Here is an 18,107-nt window from a genome sequence, read left to right as displayed (position 1 = left end):
AGTTAAAATGTTATGCTTAAATTGGTTGATGGAAAATTTATTCTTGCACTTTTCCTTAAATTACCCTGCTCTACATGTAGAATGTTCATCTGATCGTCGAATAAATCATAAAGTAGACTATTTTTTAGGTTCAAACTTTGTAAAGAAGGTATATTGTCGATTTCTAAATACACATTTGTGGCTTCATGGTCTATTTCAAAGCCAATGTAGTTGGCAGTAACCGACTTGCCATTTACTACGTACTTTAAATTAGTAGATAAATATTTCTTAATCAGCACATCCATCGCCTTGCTCATGTCGGCTTTAGTTAAATCGGTTTTGGTTTTGTAGTTTTTCGCTAAAATATGCTCGAAATCGTCTGTATAAAGCCTACAGCTTATTTCTAAACTCTTTTCTTTTGAGTTAAAGCTTATTTCTGTTGTACTCACATGCAGCGGATGTAAAGTTGTAGATGTAGTTGGAAGCGATCCCAAGCAATAGAAGGCAAGTAACAATTTTGAATAGATAGCTAGCATTTGAATTAAAAGGATTTATTTTACCTATACAAAGTTAACAAGCTATTTGGATTTAGCCACACATCTTATGCCGATAACCGATTTTCTCTTTTATTTTAAGCTAGGTTGGTCGCACATTGTTAGTTTAGATGCGTTAGATCATCAATTATTTATTTTGGCACTTGTAGCACTATACACTGCAAAAAATATAAAACAGGTGTTAATCCTGGTAACGGCATTCACCATTGGCCATTCCTTAACCCTATTATTAAGTACATTAGATGTCATCAGGTTTTCGAGCAAATGGATAGAATTTCTGATACCTTGTACCATTGTTATTACAGCGACAAGTAATTTCTTCAAAAGAAATTTTTCTTCAAAAGCAATAAATACCAATTATTATCTGGCTTTAGTATTCGGTTTGGTGCATGGCATGGGCTTTGCGAATTCAGTACGGATGATGTTGGCAAAGGACCAATATATAGGTTGGGGTTTATTTGGTTTTAATATTGGGCTCGAAGTTGGTCAAATCATTTTTGTGATTGCAATTTTATCGCTAACTTGGCTTTCTCTATACGTTTTTAAAATTAAACAACGAGAATGGGTTATATTTTTATCGGCAGCCGTATTTAGCCTGGCTTTACAAATGGCTATAGAAAGAATTCCTTTTTAAGTTTTATCATCATATGAATAGATTTTACAAATACTTCGCTTTTTTTGTGTTATTGAGCCAACTTTCGTTCGCCCAAAACATTTTAAACAACCCTGGCAGTAACCATGGAAATAAGTTTGAGCAGCTAGGCACCATTTTAAATACACCGAATGAGCAACGTACAGCAAGTGGTGCTCCGGGTGTGAAATATTGGCAACAAAGAGCAGATTATAACATTAAATGCGAGTTAGATGAAAAAAATCTTATGTTAAAAGGAAGTGAAACCATCACCTACTTTAATAACTCGCCAGATGTGCTTACCTATATTTGGATTCAACTCGATGAAAATGAGCATAATAATCTTACGAATGCGAACTACCAGAGTAGTTCGAGAATGCCAGCTGGTGCAAGCTCAACCCAATTGGATAACCCAGGCTTTACCGCAACGCCAAAAGATAATGGCCTAGGAATTAAAATTACCAAGCTTACCGATGCAACCGGTAGAAAATTAACGTATACCATCAATAAAACAATGATGCGTATAGAAATACCGCCATTAAAATCAGGGGCCCAATTTGTTTTCAATGTGGATTGGAACTATAAAATATCTGATCGATTAACCGTTGGTGGCCGGGGTGGTTATGAATTTTTCCCTCAAGATGGGAACTATTTATTTACCATGGCGCAATGGTACCCTCGTTTATGTGTGTATAGTGATTTCCAAGGGTGGCAAAACCATCAATTTACGGGAAGAGGCGAATTCGCTTTAACTTTCGGTAATTTTAAGGTGCAAATGACCGTTCCAGCCGACCATATGATAGGTTCAACAGGAGAATGTATCAATTATAGTGCGGTGCTTACTCCCACTCAATTGGCGCGCTATACCAAAGCAAAAACAAGTACGGTAGCGCCAGTAGAAATAGTAACCTTAGCAGAAGCCAAAGCTGCAGAAACTAAAAAATCAACAGCTAAAAAAACGTGGGTGTTCCAAGCTAATAATGTACGTGATTTCGCATGGACTTCATCACGTAAGTTTATTTGGGATGCCATGGCACAACCCATTAACGGTAAAAATGTAATGTGCATGAGTTTTTATGGAAAAGAAGCTTATCATTTATATAGCAAATTCTCTTCTCGTGCAGTAGCCCATACCATTAAAACCTATTCAGATTTTACTATTCCTTATCCCTATCCTGTGGCTCAAAGTATCGAAGCTGCGAATGGTATGGAGTATCCAATGATTTGCTTTAACTACGGTCGTACTGATGCAGATGGCACGTATAGCGAAAGTACCAAGAACGGAATGCTCGGCGTGGTAATCCACGAAGTTGGGCATAACTTCTTCCCAATGATCATCAATAGCGATGAACGCCAATGGACGTGGATGGATGAAGGATTAAATTCATTCGTAGAATACCTAACTGAAGAACTTTGGGACAACAAATTCCCAAGCAAAAAAGGACCAGCATATACCATTGTTCCTTACATGAAGTTATCGAAAGACTTGTTGGAGCCCATCATGTCTAATTCAGAGAATATTGTAAATTTTGGACCAAATGCCTATTCAAAACCCGCAACCGGTCTTAATATTCTACGTGAAACCATTATGGGTCGTGAGTTATTTGACTATGCGTTTAAAGAATATTCGAGAAGATGGGCATTTAAGCATCCTACTCCGGCCGATTTGTTTAGGACCATGGAAGATGCCAGCGGTGAAGATTTAGATTGGTTTTGGAGAGGTTGGTTTTATGGAACAGACCCAGTTGATATTTCTTTGGACAGTGTGAAATACGCAAAACCAGATTACGCTTCGGCTAATAACACGGGTGGAGGAAATAGATTTGGAGGAGGTAATAGAGGAGGAATTAGAGTAGATCCACCAGCGGTAAATGCATTCGAAGACATCTCGAAAATCAGAAATAGGGAAGATAATAATAAGAAATTCTATACCGATAAAGATTTAGCGGCAAGAGATTTTTATTGGAAATACGATAGAGGATTGGTTCAAATTGATACCAATTTAGTCCCTAAACCTGCACCTCAACCTGCTCGGTTGCCAATGGAAGAATTTACTGCAGATGAGAAAGCTAAATACGGCAACAAATTCTTTTATGAATTAAACTTTAGCAATAAAGGGGGATTGGTAATGCCAATTATTGTTGAGTTTACCTTTAAGGATGGCACAAAAATGGTCGACCGAATTCCAGTCCAAATTTGGAGGCTAAATGAGCTAAAAGCATCGAAATTTTATGTTCACGATAAAGAAGTTGCTAGCATTAAACTCGATCCTATGCGCGAAACAGCAGATATTAACGAAAGCAACAATACTTGGGGTGGCAGCGAAAAGCCTTCTAAATTCCAATTATTTAAAGCACGTACTGGTGGTATGGCTCCTGCTCGTGGGCAGTCGGTAGGTGCGAACCCAATGCAATTAGAGAAAAAAGGAAAGTAGCTTCTAGTGATGAGTTTGAATTTCATTATCTTTACTCCTAATGAAATTCAAACTTATTTCCGATTATAAACCAACTGGCGATCAGCCAACAGCCATACAACAATTAGTTGAAGGTGTAAATGCCGATGAACATTATCAAACTTTATTAGGCGTAACTGGATCGGGCAAAACTTTTACTGTTGCCAATGTAATTGAGCAAACGCAAAAGCCAACTTTGATTTTAAGTCACAACAAAACCTTGGCAGCCCAACTTTATGGAGAATTTAAGCAATTTTTCCCAGAGAATGCGGTTAATTATTTCGTTTCCTATTACGATTATTACCAGCCAGAAGCCTATATGCCCACTACAAATACTTATATCGAGAAAGATTTAAGTATTAACGAGGAAATTGAAAAATTAAGACTTCGTACCACTTCTGCCTTAATGTCGGGGCGCAGAGATGTAATTGTAGTTTCCTCAATTTCGTGTATATATGGTATGGGAAATCCTGAAGATTTTTCACGCTCGGTTTTTCGCTTTGGAGTAGGGACACGGATAAGTAGAAATTCATTTTTACACAGTTTGGTCGAAATTTTATATGCGCGTACCATTAACGACTTTAAGCGGGGAACATTTAGAGTAAAAGGCGATACGGTAGATATTTTTCCTGCGTACTTAGACAATGCCTACAGGATTTCTTTTTTTGGTGATGATATTGAAGAATTATCGGTTATTGATCCAATTACAGGCAAAACCTTAGAGAAATTGGAAGACATGGCGATTTATCCCGCCAACTTGTTTGTTACCCCGAAAGAAAAATTTAATTCGTCGATTTGGGGGATACAGGAAGAACTGGAGTTGCGTAAGAACCAATTATTAAATGATAAGCAACTACTGGAAGCGAAAAGATTAGAAGAAAGAGTGAATTTCGACATCGAGATGATGAAAGAACTCGGGTATTGTTCGGGTATTGAGAACTATTCTCGATTTTTTGATGGCCGCTCGCCCGGTATGCGGCCTTTCTGTTTATTGGATTATTTTCCAGATGATTATTTAATGGTAATTGATGAGAGCCATGTTACCGTTCCGCAAATACGTGCCATGTATGGTGGCGACCGGTCGCGGAAAATGTCGCTCGTGGAATATGGTTTTCGCTTACCTTCGGCATTAGATAATCGTCCATTAAATTTTGATGAATTTGAGCGTTTAGCCCCTCAAACGATATATGTGAGTGCTACCCCTGCCGATTATGAACTAGAAAAATCGGATGGGATTGTGATCGAACAAGTAATTAGACCGACCGGTCTGTTAGACCCCGTTATAGAAGTTAGACCAGCCATTAACCAGGTGGATGATCTATTAGATGAGATTGATAAAACCATAAAAATGGGCGACCGTGTATTGGTAACCACGCTTACGAAGCGCATGGCCGAAGAGTTAACCAAGTATATGGATAGGCTAAATATAAAATGTAGATACATCCATTCCGAAGTAAAAACTTTAGAGCGTGTAGAAATATTAAGGGGCTTGCGTTTAGGTGAATTTGATGTTTTAGTTGGGATAAACTTGTTACGTGAGGGTTTGGATTTGCCCGAAGTAAGTTTGGTTGCTATTCTTGATGCCGATAAAGAAGGTTTTTTACGATCGGATAGAGCACTTATTCAAACCATTGGCCGTGCCGCCCGTAATGATAGGGGTCGCGTTATTATGTACGCCGATAACATTACTCAGTCTATGGAAAGAACCATTGATGAAACCAATCGCCGTAGAGATAAACAGATTGCCTATAATTTAGCACATGGGATTAGCCCAAAAACAGTGGGCAAAACACGCGAAGAAATTATCGAACAAAGCTCTGTATTGGATTTTTCTGAAAATGGTGCACGCAAAAAGGCCTATGTAGAAATTGATGAAGTAAGCATGGCTGCCGATCCAATTGTACAATACATGACCAAACCAGAAATGGAGAAAGCGATTGATAAAACCCGGAAAGACATGCAAAAGGCAGCCAAGGAAATGGATTTCTTAATGGCCGCCCGCATGCGCGATGAGATGTTCGCGCTTGAGAAAATATTCGAGGAAAGGTTTAAGAAATAGAATCTAAAAAAATTCTCTAGTTTTATCTTCATACAAATGAAATACCATGCGCCTGCAATTTTTATTCATCCTACTCGCCATTTTAGGTAATCAAGCTTTGGCCCAAATTACGGTTCCATTAGGTGGTAACGCCTTTGCGAGTAAACCCCAAAGTACGTTCATTACCAAGAATGGAATTGAAAATTGGAGCGATCCGCAAACCTCTTTTAAGGTATACGTTCGTGTGGCGAAAAAAGGAACATTGGCGGTTACCTTAAATCAATTGAGCAAAATTAATGGAAAAAGCGAATTAAGTGTTTCTATTAACAATAGAGTAAAAAAAGTGCTTGTCGCTCAAACCAGTGAATCATTATCTGTTGGCGAATGGACGATTAAAGATAGCGGTTATGTTGCCATCCAACTTAAAGGCTTGAGAAAATCTGGCCACGAATTCCCGGCAATTGGAAGTTTATTGCTATCTGGCACTGCGATAGATGCAAAAACTGCTTTTGTAAAGGATAATGAAGGTAATTTCTTTTATTGGGGTCGCAGAGGTCCATCGGTGCATTTAAATTATCAATTACCCGAAAAAACAGATATAGAATGGTTTTATAATGAGGTTACGGTACCAAAGGGCGAAGATGTGCAAGGTTCGTATTTCATGGCAAACGGTTTTGCTGAGGGGTATTTTGGCATTCAAGTAAACTCGCCAACCGAAAGAAGAGTATTGTTTTCGGTATGGAGTCCATTTCAAACCGATAATCCTAAAGAAATTCCTGAAAGCCAAAAGATTAAGTTATTAAAAAAGGGTAAGCATGTATATACAGGGGAGTTTGGGAATGAGGGTTCGGGTGGACAGAGCTATTTAAAATACAATTGGAAAGCGGCACAAACCTATAGTTTTTTAACGCACATTAGTCCATCGAGCGATAATTACACTACCTATACCAGTTATTTTTTTGCTCCCGAAGAAGGCAAATGGATGTTGATTGCTTCGTTTAAACGACCACAAACACAAACGTATTTAAAAAGACCACATTCTTTTTTAGAGAATTTTATTCCCGAATATGGCAGCTACGTCAGAAAAGTAATGTTTAGCAATCAATGGGTTTGCGATTCAAGGGGTGTGTGGACAGCGCTTAATATGGCCCGATTTACCACTGATAATACGGGTAACAAGGGGTATAGAATGGACTATGGCGGTGGAGTAAGTGGAAGTTCGTTTTATCTTAAAAATTGTGGGTTCTTTGATGATTTTACTACGCCAAAAACAATGCTCAAAAGAAAACTAACGGAAACGAAACCGATGATAAATTTTAATTACCTTCCATGAAAGGTCAAAATAGAAAAGACATTTACCCAGGTTTAGAAGTGGGTATAATCTTAAAGAAAGATCAGCGAAGTGGAAATATTACTTACGGTGTAGTAAAAGATTTATTAACTTCTTCGGCCTTTCACTCACGTGGGATTAAAGTTAGGCTAGAAGATGGCCAAATTGGAAGAGTTGTTGAAATTAAACTTTTGTAATGCAATTGCAATTATCTGGCAAAAAAGTAACAAAATTTTAAACTGCTCGTCTATATTTGTGTTTAATATTAAACAAGTAAAGAATGTTTTTAATAAAATTCCTTTTCATAACCGTTGCAATTCTTTGGATTATTCGTGTATTAATCCGCCTCTTATTTCCTATAATGCTTAAAAATATGTTTGGCACTATGCAGCAACAAGCAACAAATACAGGCCAACCACAGCGCCCTTCTAAACCAGAAGGTTCTATTTCTATTGACTACATGCCCAAAAAAGAAAAAAAGGGTAATGCCGATAAATTGGGCGATTTTGTAGATTACGAAGAAATTAAATAGCTATATTCGTGATTGCGAGACACCAAGCAATTTAACAAAGTTTAACGATTTGTTATGCAAATAAATTTAATATTTGCGGTAACGAAATAAGGGTAGCTTTCGTATTATCAAAAAAATAGTTTATGATCACATTTATATCTTCTCTTTCTGCAAAAACCATTCGTTTTTTTTCATGCATTGTAATTTTAGCGATAGTAAGTTTAAGTTCTTGTAAAAAAGAAGAAACCACTGCTCCTACAGGCGCTTACATTCGGTTTATTAATGCTTCGCCAACTTTAGGCACATTTAATGTATATTTTGATGATAATAAGGTTAGTACTGCAGCTCTCCCATTTGGAGGTACTATATCATTTGCAAATTATGCTAGTGGAAATCATACCGTAAAGTATACCACCGCAACAAATGCAAATGCTGTACTAACAAAGCAAATTTCGTTAACGGCTAATAAAATTCATTCGGTATATTTAATCGACAAGGAAGCGAATTTAGACCTGCTAGTGGATGTAGACGATGCTAGTTTAACGTCTACTACAAAGGCATTTGTTAAGTTTATTAATCTAAGTCCGGATGCGCCTGCACTTAACCTCGATATTAAAGGGGGGGCAAACGTAGTTAAAGACAAACCCTATAAAACCGCTAGTCCATATCTCCAAGTTGATCCCAAGACTTACGATTTCGACATAAAAGATTCGGCAACTGGAACAGTAAAGACCTCTTTAACGGGTGTCGAAATGGCTGCCGGCCGGTTTTATACCATCATTTCTAGAGGATTATTAACGCCTGGAGTAAACGACCAACCTTTTGGCGCACAAAGTATCGTTAACCAGTAGTTTGTTGGTTAGGGTAAATGGCCCATGGCTAATGGCTTGGTTGCACTAACTATCATGCAGATGCGTTCAAGCAATTAACTATTAACTATTAGTCATCAGCTAACAAAACGCCCAAAAAACTAACCATCCAAAAAACCAAAAAAAATTCTATTTTTGGACTTACATTTTATTTTAATTGACCCAAATGAATAATTGGTTTAAACAAAATGGCACTCATTTAGCCATTATTGCTTTCTTCGTTGTATTATGCTTCGTTTATTTTAGTCCAGTATTGCAAGGTAAAAGACCTGCACAAAGTGATGTGCTCCAATCTAAAGCCATGCAAAAAGAAATCATGGAGTACAAAGAAAAGGATGGAAAGGGGCCACTTTGGACAAACCAGATGTTTGGCGGGATGCCTGCTTATCAGATTTGGGTGCAGTATTCTTATAACGTCGCAACCTATGGTATTGCATTAGTTACCAAAGCCTTTCCTAATCCAGTAGGTACCGTATTGTTATTATTAATAGGGGCCTATTTCTTATTTGTAGTATTGAAATTAAATCCCTGGTTAGCCGCTGCGGGAGCCATTGCCTTTTCATTTACCACTTATAATTTTGTACTTATAGCCACTGGACATGCCAATAAGGCTTTAGCAATCGGATTTTTTGCGCCTATTTTAGCCAGTATTATTTTAACCCTTCGTGGTAGATATCTAGTAGGTGCAAGTTTAACCGCTTTATTTTTAGCGCTAGAAATTAGAGCGAACCATATTCAAATGACCTATTATTTGTTCTTGGCCATTTTAATTTATATGGGTATCGAGCTTTATCAAGCCTATAAAAATAAAACGTTGCCAGCATTGGGCAAAGCGGTAGGCTTTTTAGCAGTTGCGGTATTGCTGAGTGTTATGGTTAATGCCAGTTTATTATGGACTACTTCAGAATACGCTAAGGAAACCAATAGAGGTAAATCAAACCTAACTAATGCAGCAGGTAAAACCGAAAGCATGAGCAAGGAATATGCATATGGCTGGAGCCAAGGCGTAGGAGAAACCTTAACGTTATTAATTCCAGATTTATATGGAGGCACCACGAGTATCGATAGATTGGTAAAACCCGAGAGCAATTTATATAAAGCAGTATCCGAAAACCTAACGGGCGGTGATCCGGCTAACACGCAACAAGCCATTGGCACATTAGCAGGACAATACAATATGGTAGAATATTGGGGCGGAAAACCGAGTACCCAGGGTGGTTATTATTTTGGAGCCATTATTTGTTTCTTATTTGTGTTTGGTCTTTTTATTGTTCGAAGTCGATTAAAATGGTGGATTTTATCAGTTACCGTTTTATTTATTCTCCTTTCTTTAGGTAAGAATTTTCCATTTGTTTCTGATCTTTTCTTCGATTATTTTCCATTGTATAATAAATTTAGAGCTGTTGAGTCGATTTTAGCGGTGGTAGGCCTAATGGTTCCAATACTGGCATTTTTAGCGGTAAAGGAGGCCCAAGAAGGAAATATAGACCAAAAAGTATTAATTAAAAAATTAACATGGTCTGCAGGTATAACAGGTGGTTTTGCACTTATAGTAGCCATTTTACCTACTTTATTCTTTAGCTTTAAAACTGAAATCCACCCTCAAATTCTGCAAGCTTTAACTCAAGCGCTTCAGAATAATGGGGGCATTGCACAGAAAATTACCGATGCTTTAGTTGCAGATCGAATAGCATTTGCAAAAGCCGATGCTTTCCGCGCTTTTTTATTCATTGCCGTTGCTTTTGGGATCTTATGGGCATTAATCACCAAAAAAATGAGCATGCAATTGGCTTATGGCTTACTAGGCTTTGCCATTTTAATTGACATGTGGCAAGTAGATAAACGCTATTTAAACAACGACAAGTTTAAAAGCAAATTGGAATTAGAAAATACGTTTACTCCCCGCGATGTCGATACTTTTATTTCAGCAGATAAGGATCCGAATTTTAGGGTATATGATCAAAGCATCTCAACCTTTAACGATGCCAGTACTACATCCTTCCATAAAACAATTGGAGGTTACCACGCTGCCAAATTAAAACGTTATGATGAGTTAATCAGCAATCAATTATCTACAAGTATCAATCAAGATGTATTGGATATGCTTAACGCCAAGTATTTTATTACACAGGATCAAAAAACAGGTTCCTATAAAATGTCTAGAAATGCTACCGCTCTCGGAAATGTTTGGTTGGTAAAAGGCGTTCAATTTGTAAAAAATTCAGACGAAGAAATGAAGGCCATTAGCAGCTTCGATCCGAAATTAGAAGCAATTGTGGATGAGAAATTTAAAAACCAGTTGGATACTACCCGGTTAGGGGCAGACCCTACGGCGTTCATAAAAATGGAAAAATATCATCCAGATCATATCGAATATTCGTATAGCGCACCAAGGGACGTAATTGCAGTATTCTCTGAGATTTATTATGATAAGGGGTGGAACATGTATATCGATGGTGTTCAAAAACCTTATTTTAGAGCAGATTATGTGCTTCGTGCGGCGCAATTAACTGCTGGTAATCATAAAGTAGAATTTAAGTTCGAGCCAAAATCGTATTATACCGGCGAGAAAATATCGCTAGCCGGTTCTATTCTTTTATTCGCATTTTTGGGATTAGGATTTTATACAGACAATAAGAAGAAGAAAGTTTAATGTCTTCTTTTACACCTTGCAGGTTTTAGACAACCTGCAAGGTGTAAAAAAAATAACCTTCCCTTAACACTCTACTAATCTTTCTGTTGCAATTTTGCGTCTATAAAATTGATCAAAATGCCTGAATTGCTTTTTATTGCCTGTGTTATCGCGATTATCGCGTTCTTCTTTAGTCCATATGAGCTGAAAATGCACCAAGGTGAAGACGATATATGGGAAAAAGAGAGCTAGATACGGTTGTTATTTCAGACGTTCACCTAGGGACCTATGGCTGCCACGCTAGAGAGTTGCTAAAATATCTTAAAAGTATTAACCCTAAAGTAATTATCCTTAATGGAGATATTGTAGACATTTGGCAGTTTAGCAAGAACTATTGGCCCGAAACCCACATGAAAATTCTTCGTAAATTGATGAAGTTCATGGTAGAAGGAGTCACGGTTTATTATTTAACGGGCAACCATGATGAGTTGCTACGTAAATTTTCGGGCATGCAATTAGCTTCCTTTCATTTACAAGATAAATTGGTGTTGGAGTTAGACGGGAAAAAGGCGTGGTTTTTTCATGGTGACGTGTTTGATGTAACGATGCAACATTCGAAATGGCTGGCTAAGCTAGGTGCAGTGGGATACGATAGTTTAATCCTGATTAATAGTTTCGTAAATTGGTTTTTAACCAAGATGGGTAGAGAAAAGATGAGTTTTTCTCAAAAAATTAAGTCAAAATTTAAAGATGCCGTGAAATTCATCAATAGTTTTGAGCAAACAGCTGCCGAATTGGCTGTAGAGAAGGGATACGATTATGTAGTGTGCGGACACATCCATCATGCCGAGATGAGAGAAGTGATTACCGAAAAGGGTGGAGTTACCTATCTAAACAGTGGCGATTGGGTAGAAAGCTTAACCGCGCTCGAATACGTTAACCAAAGCTGGGAAATATTTCGTTATGAGGCCAAAAGTTTTGAAAACGATTTGGTAGAAGATGGTGTTCTATCTGATGGCGATAATTTACAACATAAACTTGATGTTAATTTTTTGTTACAGAAAATAAAATTAGAAGTTGGTTAAAGCAGCAGAAATACAGATATTAGAAAAATGAAGATACTTTATGCCATACAGGGTACGGGCAACGGGCATATTAGTAGGGCAAGAGAAATCATTCCCTTATTGCAAACTCATGGTGATCTTGATATTTTAATTTCTGGCACTCAGGCCGATGTTAAGCTTAGTCAAGATATAAAGTATCAATTGCATGGATTTAGCTTTATTTTTGGTAAAAATGGTGGGGTGCATCATTATAAAACATGGGAGAATATGAACCTGTTCCAATTTAAACGAGACATGAACAGACTTCCGCTAAGTGATTATAACCTTATCATTAACGATTTCGAGCCTATTACAGCCTGGGCGTGTAGAGCACAAAAAATAGAAAGTGTGTCGTTAAGTCACCAAGCCTCATTCAAATCAAAAAAAGTTCCCCGTCCAAAGAGCATCGATTGGGGAAAATTAATCCTTAGTCATTATGCTCCTACCACACATCATGTAGGATTTCATTTCGACCGATACGACGATTATATCTATACACCCGTAATTAGAAGCGAAATTAGAGCTTTGAAAGTAGTTAATTTGGGGCATTACACCGTTTATTTGCCTGCTTTGTCTGATCAAAATTTGATGAAGTTACTTCAACAGTTTCCTCAAGTAAGATGGGAAGTTTTTTCTAAGCATAGCCAACATAGCTATTCGGTTGGGAATGTATTTGTACAACCTATCCACAACGAGAAATTTAATGCTAGCTTGGCCAGCTGCGAAGGCTTGTTTACCGGGGGCGGCTTTGAAGGCCCTGCCGAGGCATTGCATTTAGGTAAGAAGCTATTAATTGCTCCGATGAAATTTCAATATGAACAACAGTGTAATGCCTTTGCGCTAAAGCAATTTGGTATTCCGATTATTTGGGGAAGTACGGTAAATTGGTTGCCACTTATACAGCAATTTATTACAGCACCTCAAACACATCAATTTAATTTCCCCGATGAGACGGCACATATTGTGGCAAAAGTAGTGAGGGATTTTGCGAGATAAATTAATCGGCTTGCAGCCGATAATTCATACTTTTTTCGCCTCAGGGGCTTCACTTGCCCATCTTGTTTAATTAAGGTTAAGAGGGGTTTTCGGAAACACAATTAACGGTTCTCTTCCTTAAGATTCGAGGCCGATCAACAGGAGGCATGTAACAGGATGCTTTTTATTTTCGGCTTTGACCTTTAATTTTTAGCGAATGCGGTGAGGCCTTGATTTATTCATTAACCTTTATATTTTCATGGGTATTCATGCTCTCGCAAGGCTCGAGATTGTTAAACTTTTTATCAAGAAACCTGCGGAGCAAGCTTGAAGACAAATGAAAATATATAAACTCCTGAAAAAAGTTTAGAATGCCCTTCGGCGGTGAGCCGACAGAAAAATACTAGAACTAATTTTGCCAAATAAATTTCTTTACTTTGGCATAAGCAAACATGATAAACCAGTTTAGAAATTTAAGTCCTATAAACCTCGTGCTACTTGTAGCCTTTACATTTTTTATGCGCTTGGCTATATTTGTTCATTTACCTGAACGGCTTGATTTCGAATTTCTTGAGCCTTATGCTAAGCTACTTATTCAAATTCCCTCGGTAAGTTCGTTTTCGCCGCTAACGAATGTTTTTTTTGCTGCAGTATTAGTGATCGCTCAAGCCATTCTTTTCAATACGGTTGTAAACCGGCATAGTTTATTAAATAAGCCCACCTATTTACCTGCATTATTATATGTAACGGGTTCGAGCCTCTTTTTACAGTTTTTAATCGTTAGTCCACCACTCATTTGTAATTTCCTCTTGATATGGATAATGGATAAATTCTTAAAGTTAGGGAAATCGGCAAATGCACTTATGATGATGTTCGATATTGGGATGTTGATCGCCCTTGGCACCTTGATCTATTTTCCTTTTATTGTGTTTTTAGTGATGCTTTGGCTAGGTTTGTTATTGTATCGTTCGTTTAATTGGAGAGAATGGGTGTCGGGCTTGATTGGGTTTTTAACCATTTTCTTTTTTATTGCCGTGTTTTATTTTTGGAACGATAATATTAATCAGTTTTACCAAATTTGGAAGCCATTAGTTAACAAGTTTCCGTCTGTGCTAAAAATAAATTATAACAATTATGTTGTTCTTTTACCAGTTGCACTAATTATTGTGCTGGCGACTTTGCAATTGAGAGAGAATTTTTTCAGAAGCTTTATCAGTACTCGGAAGGCCTTCCAACTACTTTTCTTTATGTTTGTTGTGGCGATTATTAGTTTCTATACTAAGCCTGATTTTAGAGTGTATCATTTCTTACTTAGTGTGCCCCCGGGCGCTGTGCTTTTAGCTTACTATTTTTGCAATGCAAAAAAGCGATGGTTTTATGAATCATTATTTGCGATACTGATTATCAGTATTCAGTATTTTTTGTTTGTTTAAAGGGTTGCTCCTCGCCGCAGGGCTCCTTCTTTTGTCAACAAAAGAAGCAAAATTGCCGGCTGCTATCCTTTCTATTATTGTTTTTGCTTTGGCTAATTGGTGCATCCCGAAAGTCTAGAATGCCGGGCCCAGCGCTTAACGGGGGGGCTGTGCTTTTGCATGGTGCATAACTTTTGGGGCATAACATCTGTTTGTTTAAAGGGTTGCTCCTCGCCGCGGGGCTCCTTCTTTTGTCAACAAAAGAAGCAAAATTGCCGGCTGCTATCCTTTCTATTATTGTTTTTGCTTTGGCTAATTGGTGCATCCCGAAAGTCTAGAATGCCGGGCCCAGCGTTTAACGGGGGGCTGTGCTTTTGCATGGTGCATAACTTTCGGGGCTTACCACAAGAGGGCCGTTTCGCCTCAAGGGCTCCATTTGGCCGTCTTGTTTAATTAAGGATATTTGCTAACGCTCAATATTATTTCTGAGCAACAATTAACTACTCTCCTTCCTAAAGCTTCGAGGCCGTTCCATTGGATGCATAACCCACTGTTCGTGCATGGTTGTAGAGAGTCTTATCCGTAAACTATGAACTATGGGTTATGCGCCATGCTATACGGCCTCATCGGATGAGCGTTAAGAAAATCATTGAGAAGAGCCGAAAGAAATAAAAGCTGTTTGAGCGCAGCGAGTTCTTTTATTTCCGGTTCTGAACTTTGATTTTTAGCGAAGCCGGTGCAGCCTTGATTTTTTTGTTTCTTTTTGTATCAAGACAAAAAGAAAGTAACTCTTTAACCTTTTTTAACAAAAACAAGACTTAAAACTAGCTAAAGATTAATAGATTTGTGCCACGAATAGCATTAATGCATAACCTAGTTATTGATATTGGAAATACAAACACCAAGTTAGCTGTTTTTAACGAGCGAGAGCTGTTATATTATCAGCGGGTAGAATCGTTACAAGTAGCTAAATTAAAAGAAGTGCTTGCTGCTTATCAAGTAGAAAATTTTACCATTTCTAGTGTAAATGCAGAAATTAATGTACTGGTTAATTATTTAAAGAATGAGTTAAATTATTTTCCTTTTTCGACTAAATTGAATGTTGGAATAGTAAATAGGTATCAAACACTAGATACATTAGGATTAGACAGATGGGCAAAGGTAATAGCTGCGAATAAGCTTTATACCAACAGAAATTGTTTAATTATTGATGCAGGTACGTGTATAACCTACGATGTATTAACGGCTGGTGGAACGTATTTTGGAGGCAGCATAAGTTTAGGAATAACGATGCGTTTCGAAGCCTTACATCATTTTACTGGGAAGTTACCGTTAATTAAATGGAACCAAAAAATGCCTATTCCTGAAGGAACAAGCACGGAAAATGCGATTAAAAATGGCGTTTTACAAGGAATGGTGAATGAAATAGAAGGTTTTATCGCCTCAGAAAACAATAAAAATGAAGCCCTTTTGGTACTATTAACAGGAGGTGATGCCGATTTTTTGATGGAGCAATTAAAAAATAGCATCTTTGCAAGCCAAATTACACTCGATCCGTATTTGGTTTTAAAAGGATTAAATGAAGTTATTACATTATAATATGTACCAAAAAATAAAATACACACTTACGGCATGCCTATTTATTGTTAGTGTTGCCGTAAATGCACAAGTTACTGTTCAGTCGCCTTATTCGAAATTTGGTGTAGGAAATATTAAAGGGTCCCTGCTTCCACAGTTAAGAGCAATGGGTGGTATTTCTACCGCGATTTTGAAAAACTCTTACTTTAACAACATCAATATGCAAAATCCTGCCAGCTATGCAGGTATTAATGCGGTAACCATTGATGTGGGTTTGAGTGGTGGTTTTAATGAATTAAGGAATAGTAATTTATCTGAGAATAGTTTTAATGCTACGCTAAGCCATGTTGCGCTTGGTTTTAACATTACTAAAAGATCAGGATTGAGCTTTGGTATTCTTCCCTATTCAGAATTAGGTTATAACTTTAAAAATACGGTTAAAATTGGAAACACTACCGCAAACCAGAGAGATGTAGATTTCTTATACACTGGAGAGGGTGGTTTAACAAAATCGTATATTGGTTATGGTATCGGATTAGGCGACCATCTCCGCGTTGGCGCAAATATCGAGTACTTATTCGGTAATCTTTCAGAAAGCCGTTCAACACAGTTTGTAAATGATCCTGGGGCAATGAGTTCCAGAATGCAAGACAGAAATAGCGTAGGTGGTGTTGCATTTTCTTATGGCGCACAATATGATATTAGGATTGACAGTAAAACATCGTTGGTGTTTGGCTATTCAGGTTCGTCGGCCTCTAAAGTAAATTCAAGAATAAGCAATTATGTTACCCAATATAAAATAGACGCTACGGGAGTAGAAAATCCAGCTTTAGATACCTTATTCTCAACCGAAAATAGCAAGACCAATCTCAAATTACCCTTGGTTCATAATTTTGGTATTGTACTACAAAAAGCAGATAGATGGTTAATTGGTGCCGATTATAGAATGGGGAAATGGTCTGAATTAACCATTGGTAATATAAACCAAAACTTACAAGACACCTATGGTTTCTCTATTGGCGGACAATATGTGCCCGATTTTTCCGCTATCAATGCCTATTTTAAAAGAGTAGAGTATCGTTTAGGTTTCCAATACGACAAAACCTATATCCAGATGAATAATCAAGATATTAAACAATCGGCAATTACCTTGGGGCTGGGCTTGCCAATGGCAGCCTATACTAGGGGTTTCTTTTATAAAGCAAATATTGCTGCAGAAATTGGTAAACGCGGTTCTATAGACAATGGTCTATTGCAAGAAAGATACGTTACTTTTCATCTAGGGTTTACGCTAAACGATAGCTCTTGGTTCCGTAGATTTAAATTTGATTAATGAAATCTTATGGCATAATTGGCCTTTTAGCACTATTAATTTGTGTGCTAAGTGCATGTACAGATGATGATCTTAAAAATGCAAGCTCCATTTCTGCAAAAAAAGTTACCTTAACAAACGATCGTACATTAGGAATGACGGTTACCTATAGTGACTCGGCTGTTGTAAAGGCTAAATTGTATGCACCCGTTTATGATAAAGTTGTACCTACTCAGGGTTCACAATACAACGAAATGCCAGAAGGGGTTAAAATTGAGTTTTTTGATGCCTATATGCAGGTCACTGGAACCATTACCTCAGATTATGCTATTAATAACGAAACAGAGCAGCGAACGATTTTCAGAAAAAACGTGGTTGTGGTGCAAGATAGAATGACATTCACTACAGAGGAGTTAACTTACGATCAAAAGAAGAAACGTTATTTTTCGCCCTCAGGAACAGTATCTAAAGATGGGAATGTTTTAACAGGAGCTCAATTTTCTGCACCTGAAGATTTTAGTAGTTATGAAATCGTTGGGGGTGTGGGCCAAGGGTATGTAAAGGGAGATATTGGGCCTTAATTCAGGTTGTTAAGTTTTAAGAGTTGTAAAGTTGTAATGTTCTGGTTGCACCAGGTAGTTACTCTTAAACTTGATGATTAGTGATCAAAAACTTTTCAACCTTTCAACTTTACAACGTTTCAACATTGGCCATTTTCTATTTTTTATTTA

The 18,107-nt window shown here is 37.5% G+C and carries 15 protein-coding genes; 14 read left to right on the top strand and 1 reads right to left on the bottom strand.

All coding sequences use genetic code 11. The annotated features are described in order from the left end of the window. Positions 1–2: 2 nt before the first annotated feature. A complete protein-coding gene (locus tag WG904_RS10645; RefSeq protein WP_339579293.1) occupies positions 3–515 on the bottom strand; it encodes a DUF6702 family protein in 513 nt (170 codons plus the stop codon). 67 nt (positions 516–582) lie between these two features. On the opposite strand from WG904_RS10645, the gene WG904_RS10640 reads away from it, so the two are divergent. From WG904_RS10640 to WG904_RS10575, 14 genes are all read left to right on the top strand, one after another. Next, a complete protein-coding gene (locus tag WG904_RS10640; protein ID WP_339579292.1) occupies positions 583–1,167 on the top strand; it encodes a HupE/UreJ family protein in 585 nt (194 codons plus the stop codon). A 13-nt stretch (positions 1,168–1,180) separates the two neighbouring features. Then, positions 1,181–3,598, top strand: a complete 2,418-nt coding sequence (locus WG904_RS10635; RefSeq protein ID WP_339579291.1) for a M1 family metallopeptidase — start codon at positions 1,181–1,183, stop codon at positions 3,596–3,598. A gap of 40 nt (positions 3,599–3,638) precedes the next feature. Further along, positions 3,639–5,675, top strand: a complete 2,037-nt coding sequence (gene uvrB, locus WG904_RS10630; RefSeq protein WP_339579290.1) for an excinuclease ABC subunit UvrB — start codon at positions 3,639–3,641, stop codon at positions 5,673–5,675. 46 nt (positions 5,676–5,721) lie between these two features. Next, a complete protein-coding gene (locus WG904_RS10625; protein ID WP_339579289.1) occupies positions 5,722–6,987 on the top strand; it encodes a DUF3472 domain-containing protein in 1,266 nt (421 codons plus the stop codon). Next, positions 6,984–7,181: a YwbE family protein gene (locus WG904_RS10620; RefSeq protein ID WP_339579288.1), complete on the top strand. Its 198-nt coding sequence runs from the start codon at positions 6,984–6,986 to the stop codon at positions 7,179–7,181. The genes WG904_RS10625 and WG904_RS10620 overlap by 4 nt, the downstream gene beginning before the upstream one ends. Positions 7,182–7,264: 83 nt before the next feature. Then, positions 7,265–7,516, top strand: a complete 252-nt coding sequence (locus WG904_RS10615; RefSeq protein ID WP_339579287.1) for a DUF4834 family protein — start codon at positions 7,265–7,267, stop codon at positions 7,514–7,516. Between the two features lie 122 nt (positions 7,517–7,638). After that, positions 7,639–8,346 carry a DUF4397 domain-containing protein gene (locus tag WG904_RS10610; RefSeq protein WP_339579286.1) on the top strand — a complete coding sequence of 236 codons (708 nt, stop codon included), beginning with the start codon at positions 7,639–7,641 and terminating at the stop codon, positions 8,344–8,346. Positions 8,347–8,530: 184 nt separating this feature from the next. Next, positions 8,531–11,017 carry a YfhO family protein gene (locus tag WG904_RS10605; protein ID WP_339579285.1) on the top strand — a complete coding sequence of 829 codons (2,487 nt, stop codon included), beginning with the start codon at positions 8,531–8,533 and terminating at the stop codon, positions 11,015–11,017. Positions 11,018–11,229: 212 nt separating this feature from the next. Next, positions 11,230–12,081 (top strand): UDP-2,3-diacylglucosamine diphosphatase, encoded by an 852-nt coding sequence (locus WG904_RS10600; protein ID WP_339579284.1) that lies wholly within the window; start codon positions 11,230–11,232, stop codon positions 12,079–12,081. Between the two features lie 27 nt (positions 12,082–12,108). Then, positions 12,109–13,095: a glycosyltransferase family protein gene (locus WG904_RS10595; protein ID WP_339579283.1), complete on the top strand. Its 987-nt coding sequence runs from the start codon at positions 12,109–12,111 to the stop codon at positions 13,093–13,095. Positions 13,096–13,526: 431 nt separating this feature from the next. Further along, positions 13,527–14,507, top strand: coding sequence for a DUF6427 family protein (locus WG904_RS10590; protein WP_339579282.1), 981 nt, complete (start codon positions 13,527–13,529; stop codon positions 14,505–14,507). 843 nt (positions 14,508–15,350) lie between these two features. After that, positions 15,351–16,085, top strand: a complete 735-nt coding sequence (locus WG904_RS10585; protein ID WP_339579281.1) for a type III pantothenate kinase — start codon at positions 15,351–15,353, stop codon at positions 16,083–16,085. Next, on the top strand, positions 16,066–17,397 hold the full coding sequence (gene bamG, locus WG904_RS10580; RefSeq protein ID WP_339579280.1) for a BamG family beta-barrel-assembly machinery protein: 1,332 nt from the start codon (positions 16,066–16,068) through the stop codon (positions 17,395–17,397). Before WG904_RS10585 ends, bamG begins: the two co-directional genes overlap by 20 nt. After that, positions 17,397–17,957 carry an LPS export ABC transporter periplasmic protein LptC gene (locus WG904_RS10575; RefSeq protein ID WP_339579279.1) on the top strand — a complete coding sequence of 187 codons (561 nt, stop codon included), beginning with the start codon at positions 17,397–17,399 and terminating at the stop codon, positions 17,955–17,957. Before bamG ends, WG904_RS10575 begins: the two co-directional genes overlap by 1 nt. The last annotated feature ends 150 nt before the right edge of the window (positions 17,958–18,107 follow it).

The organism is Pedobacter anseongensis (genome assembly GCF_037482965.1).
Classification (GTDB): Bacteria; Bacteroidota; Bacteroidia; order Sphingobacteriales; family Sphingobacteriaceae; genus Pedobacter; species Pedobacter anseongensis.
Note: the sequence above shows the minus strand (reverse complement) of the source record. Positions and strands in the feature narration are given on the sequence as shown.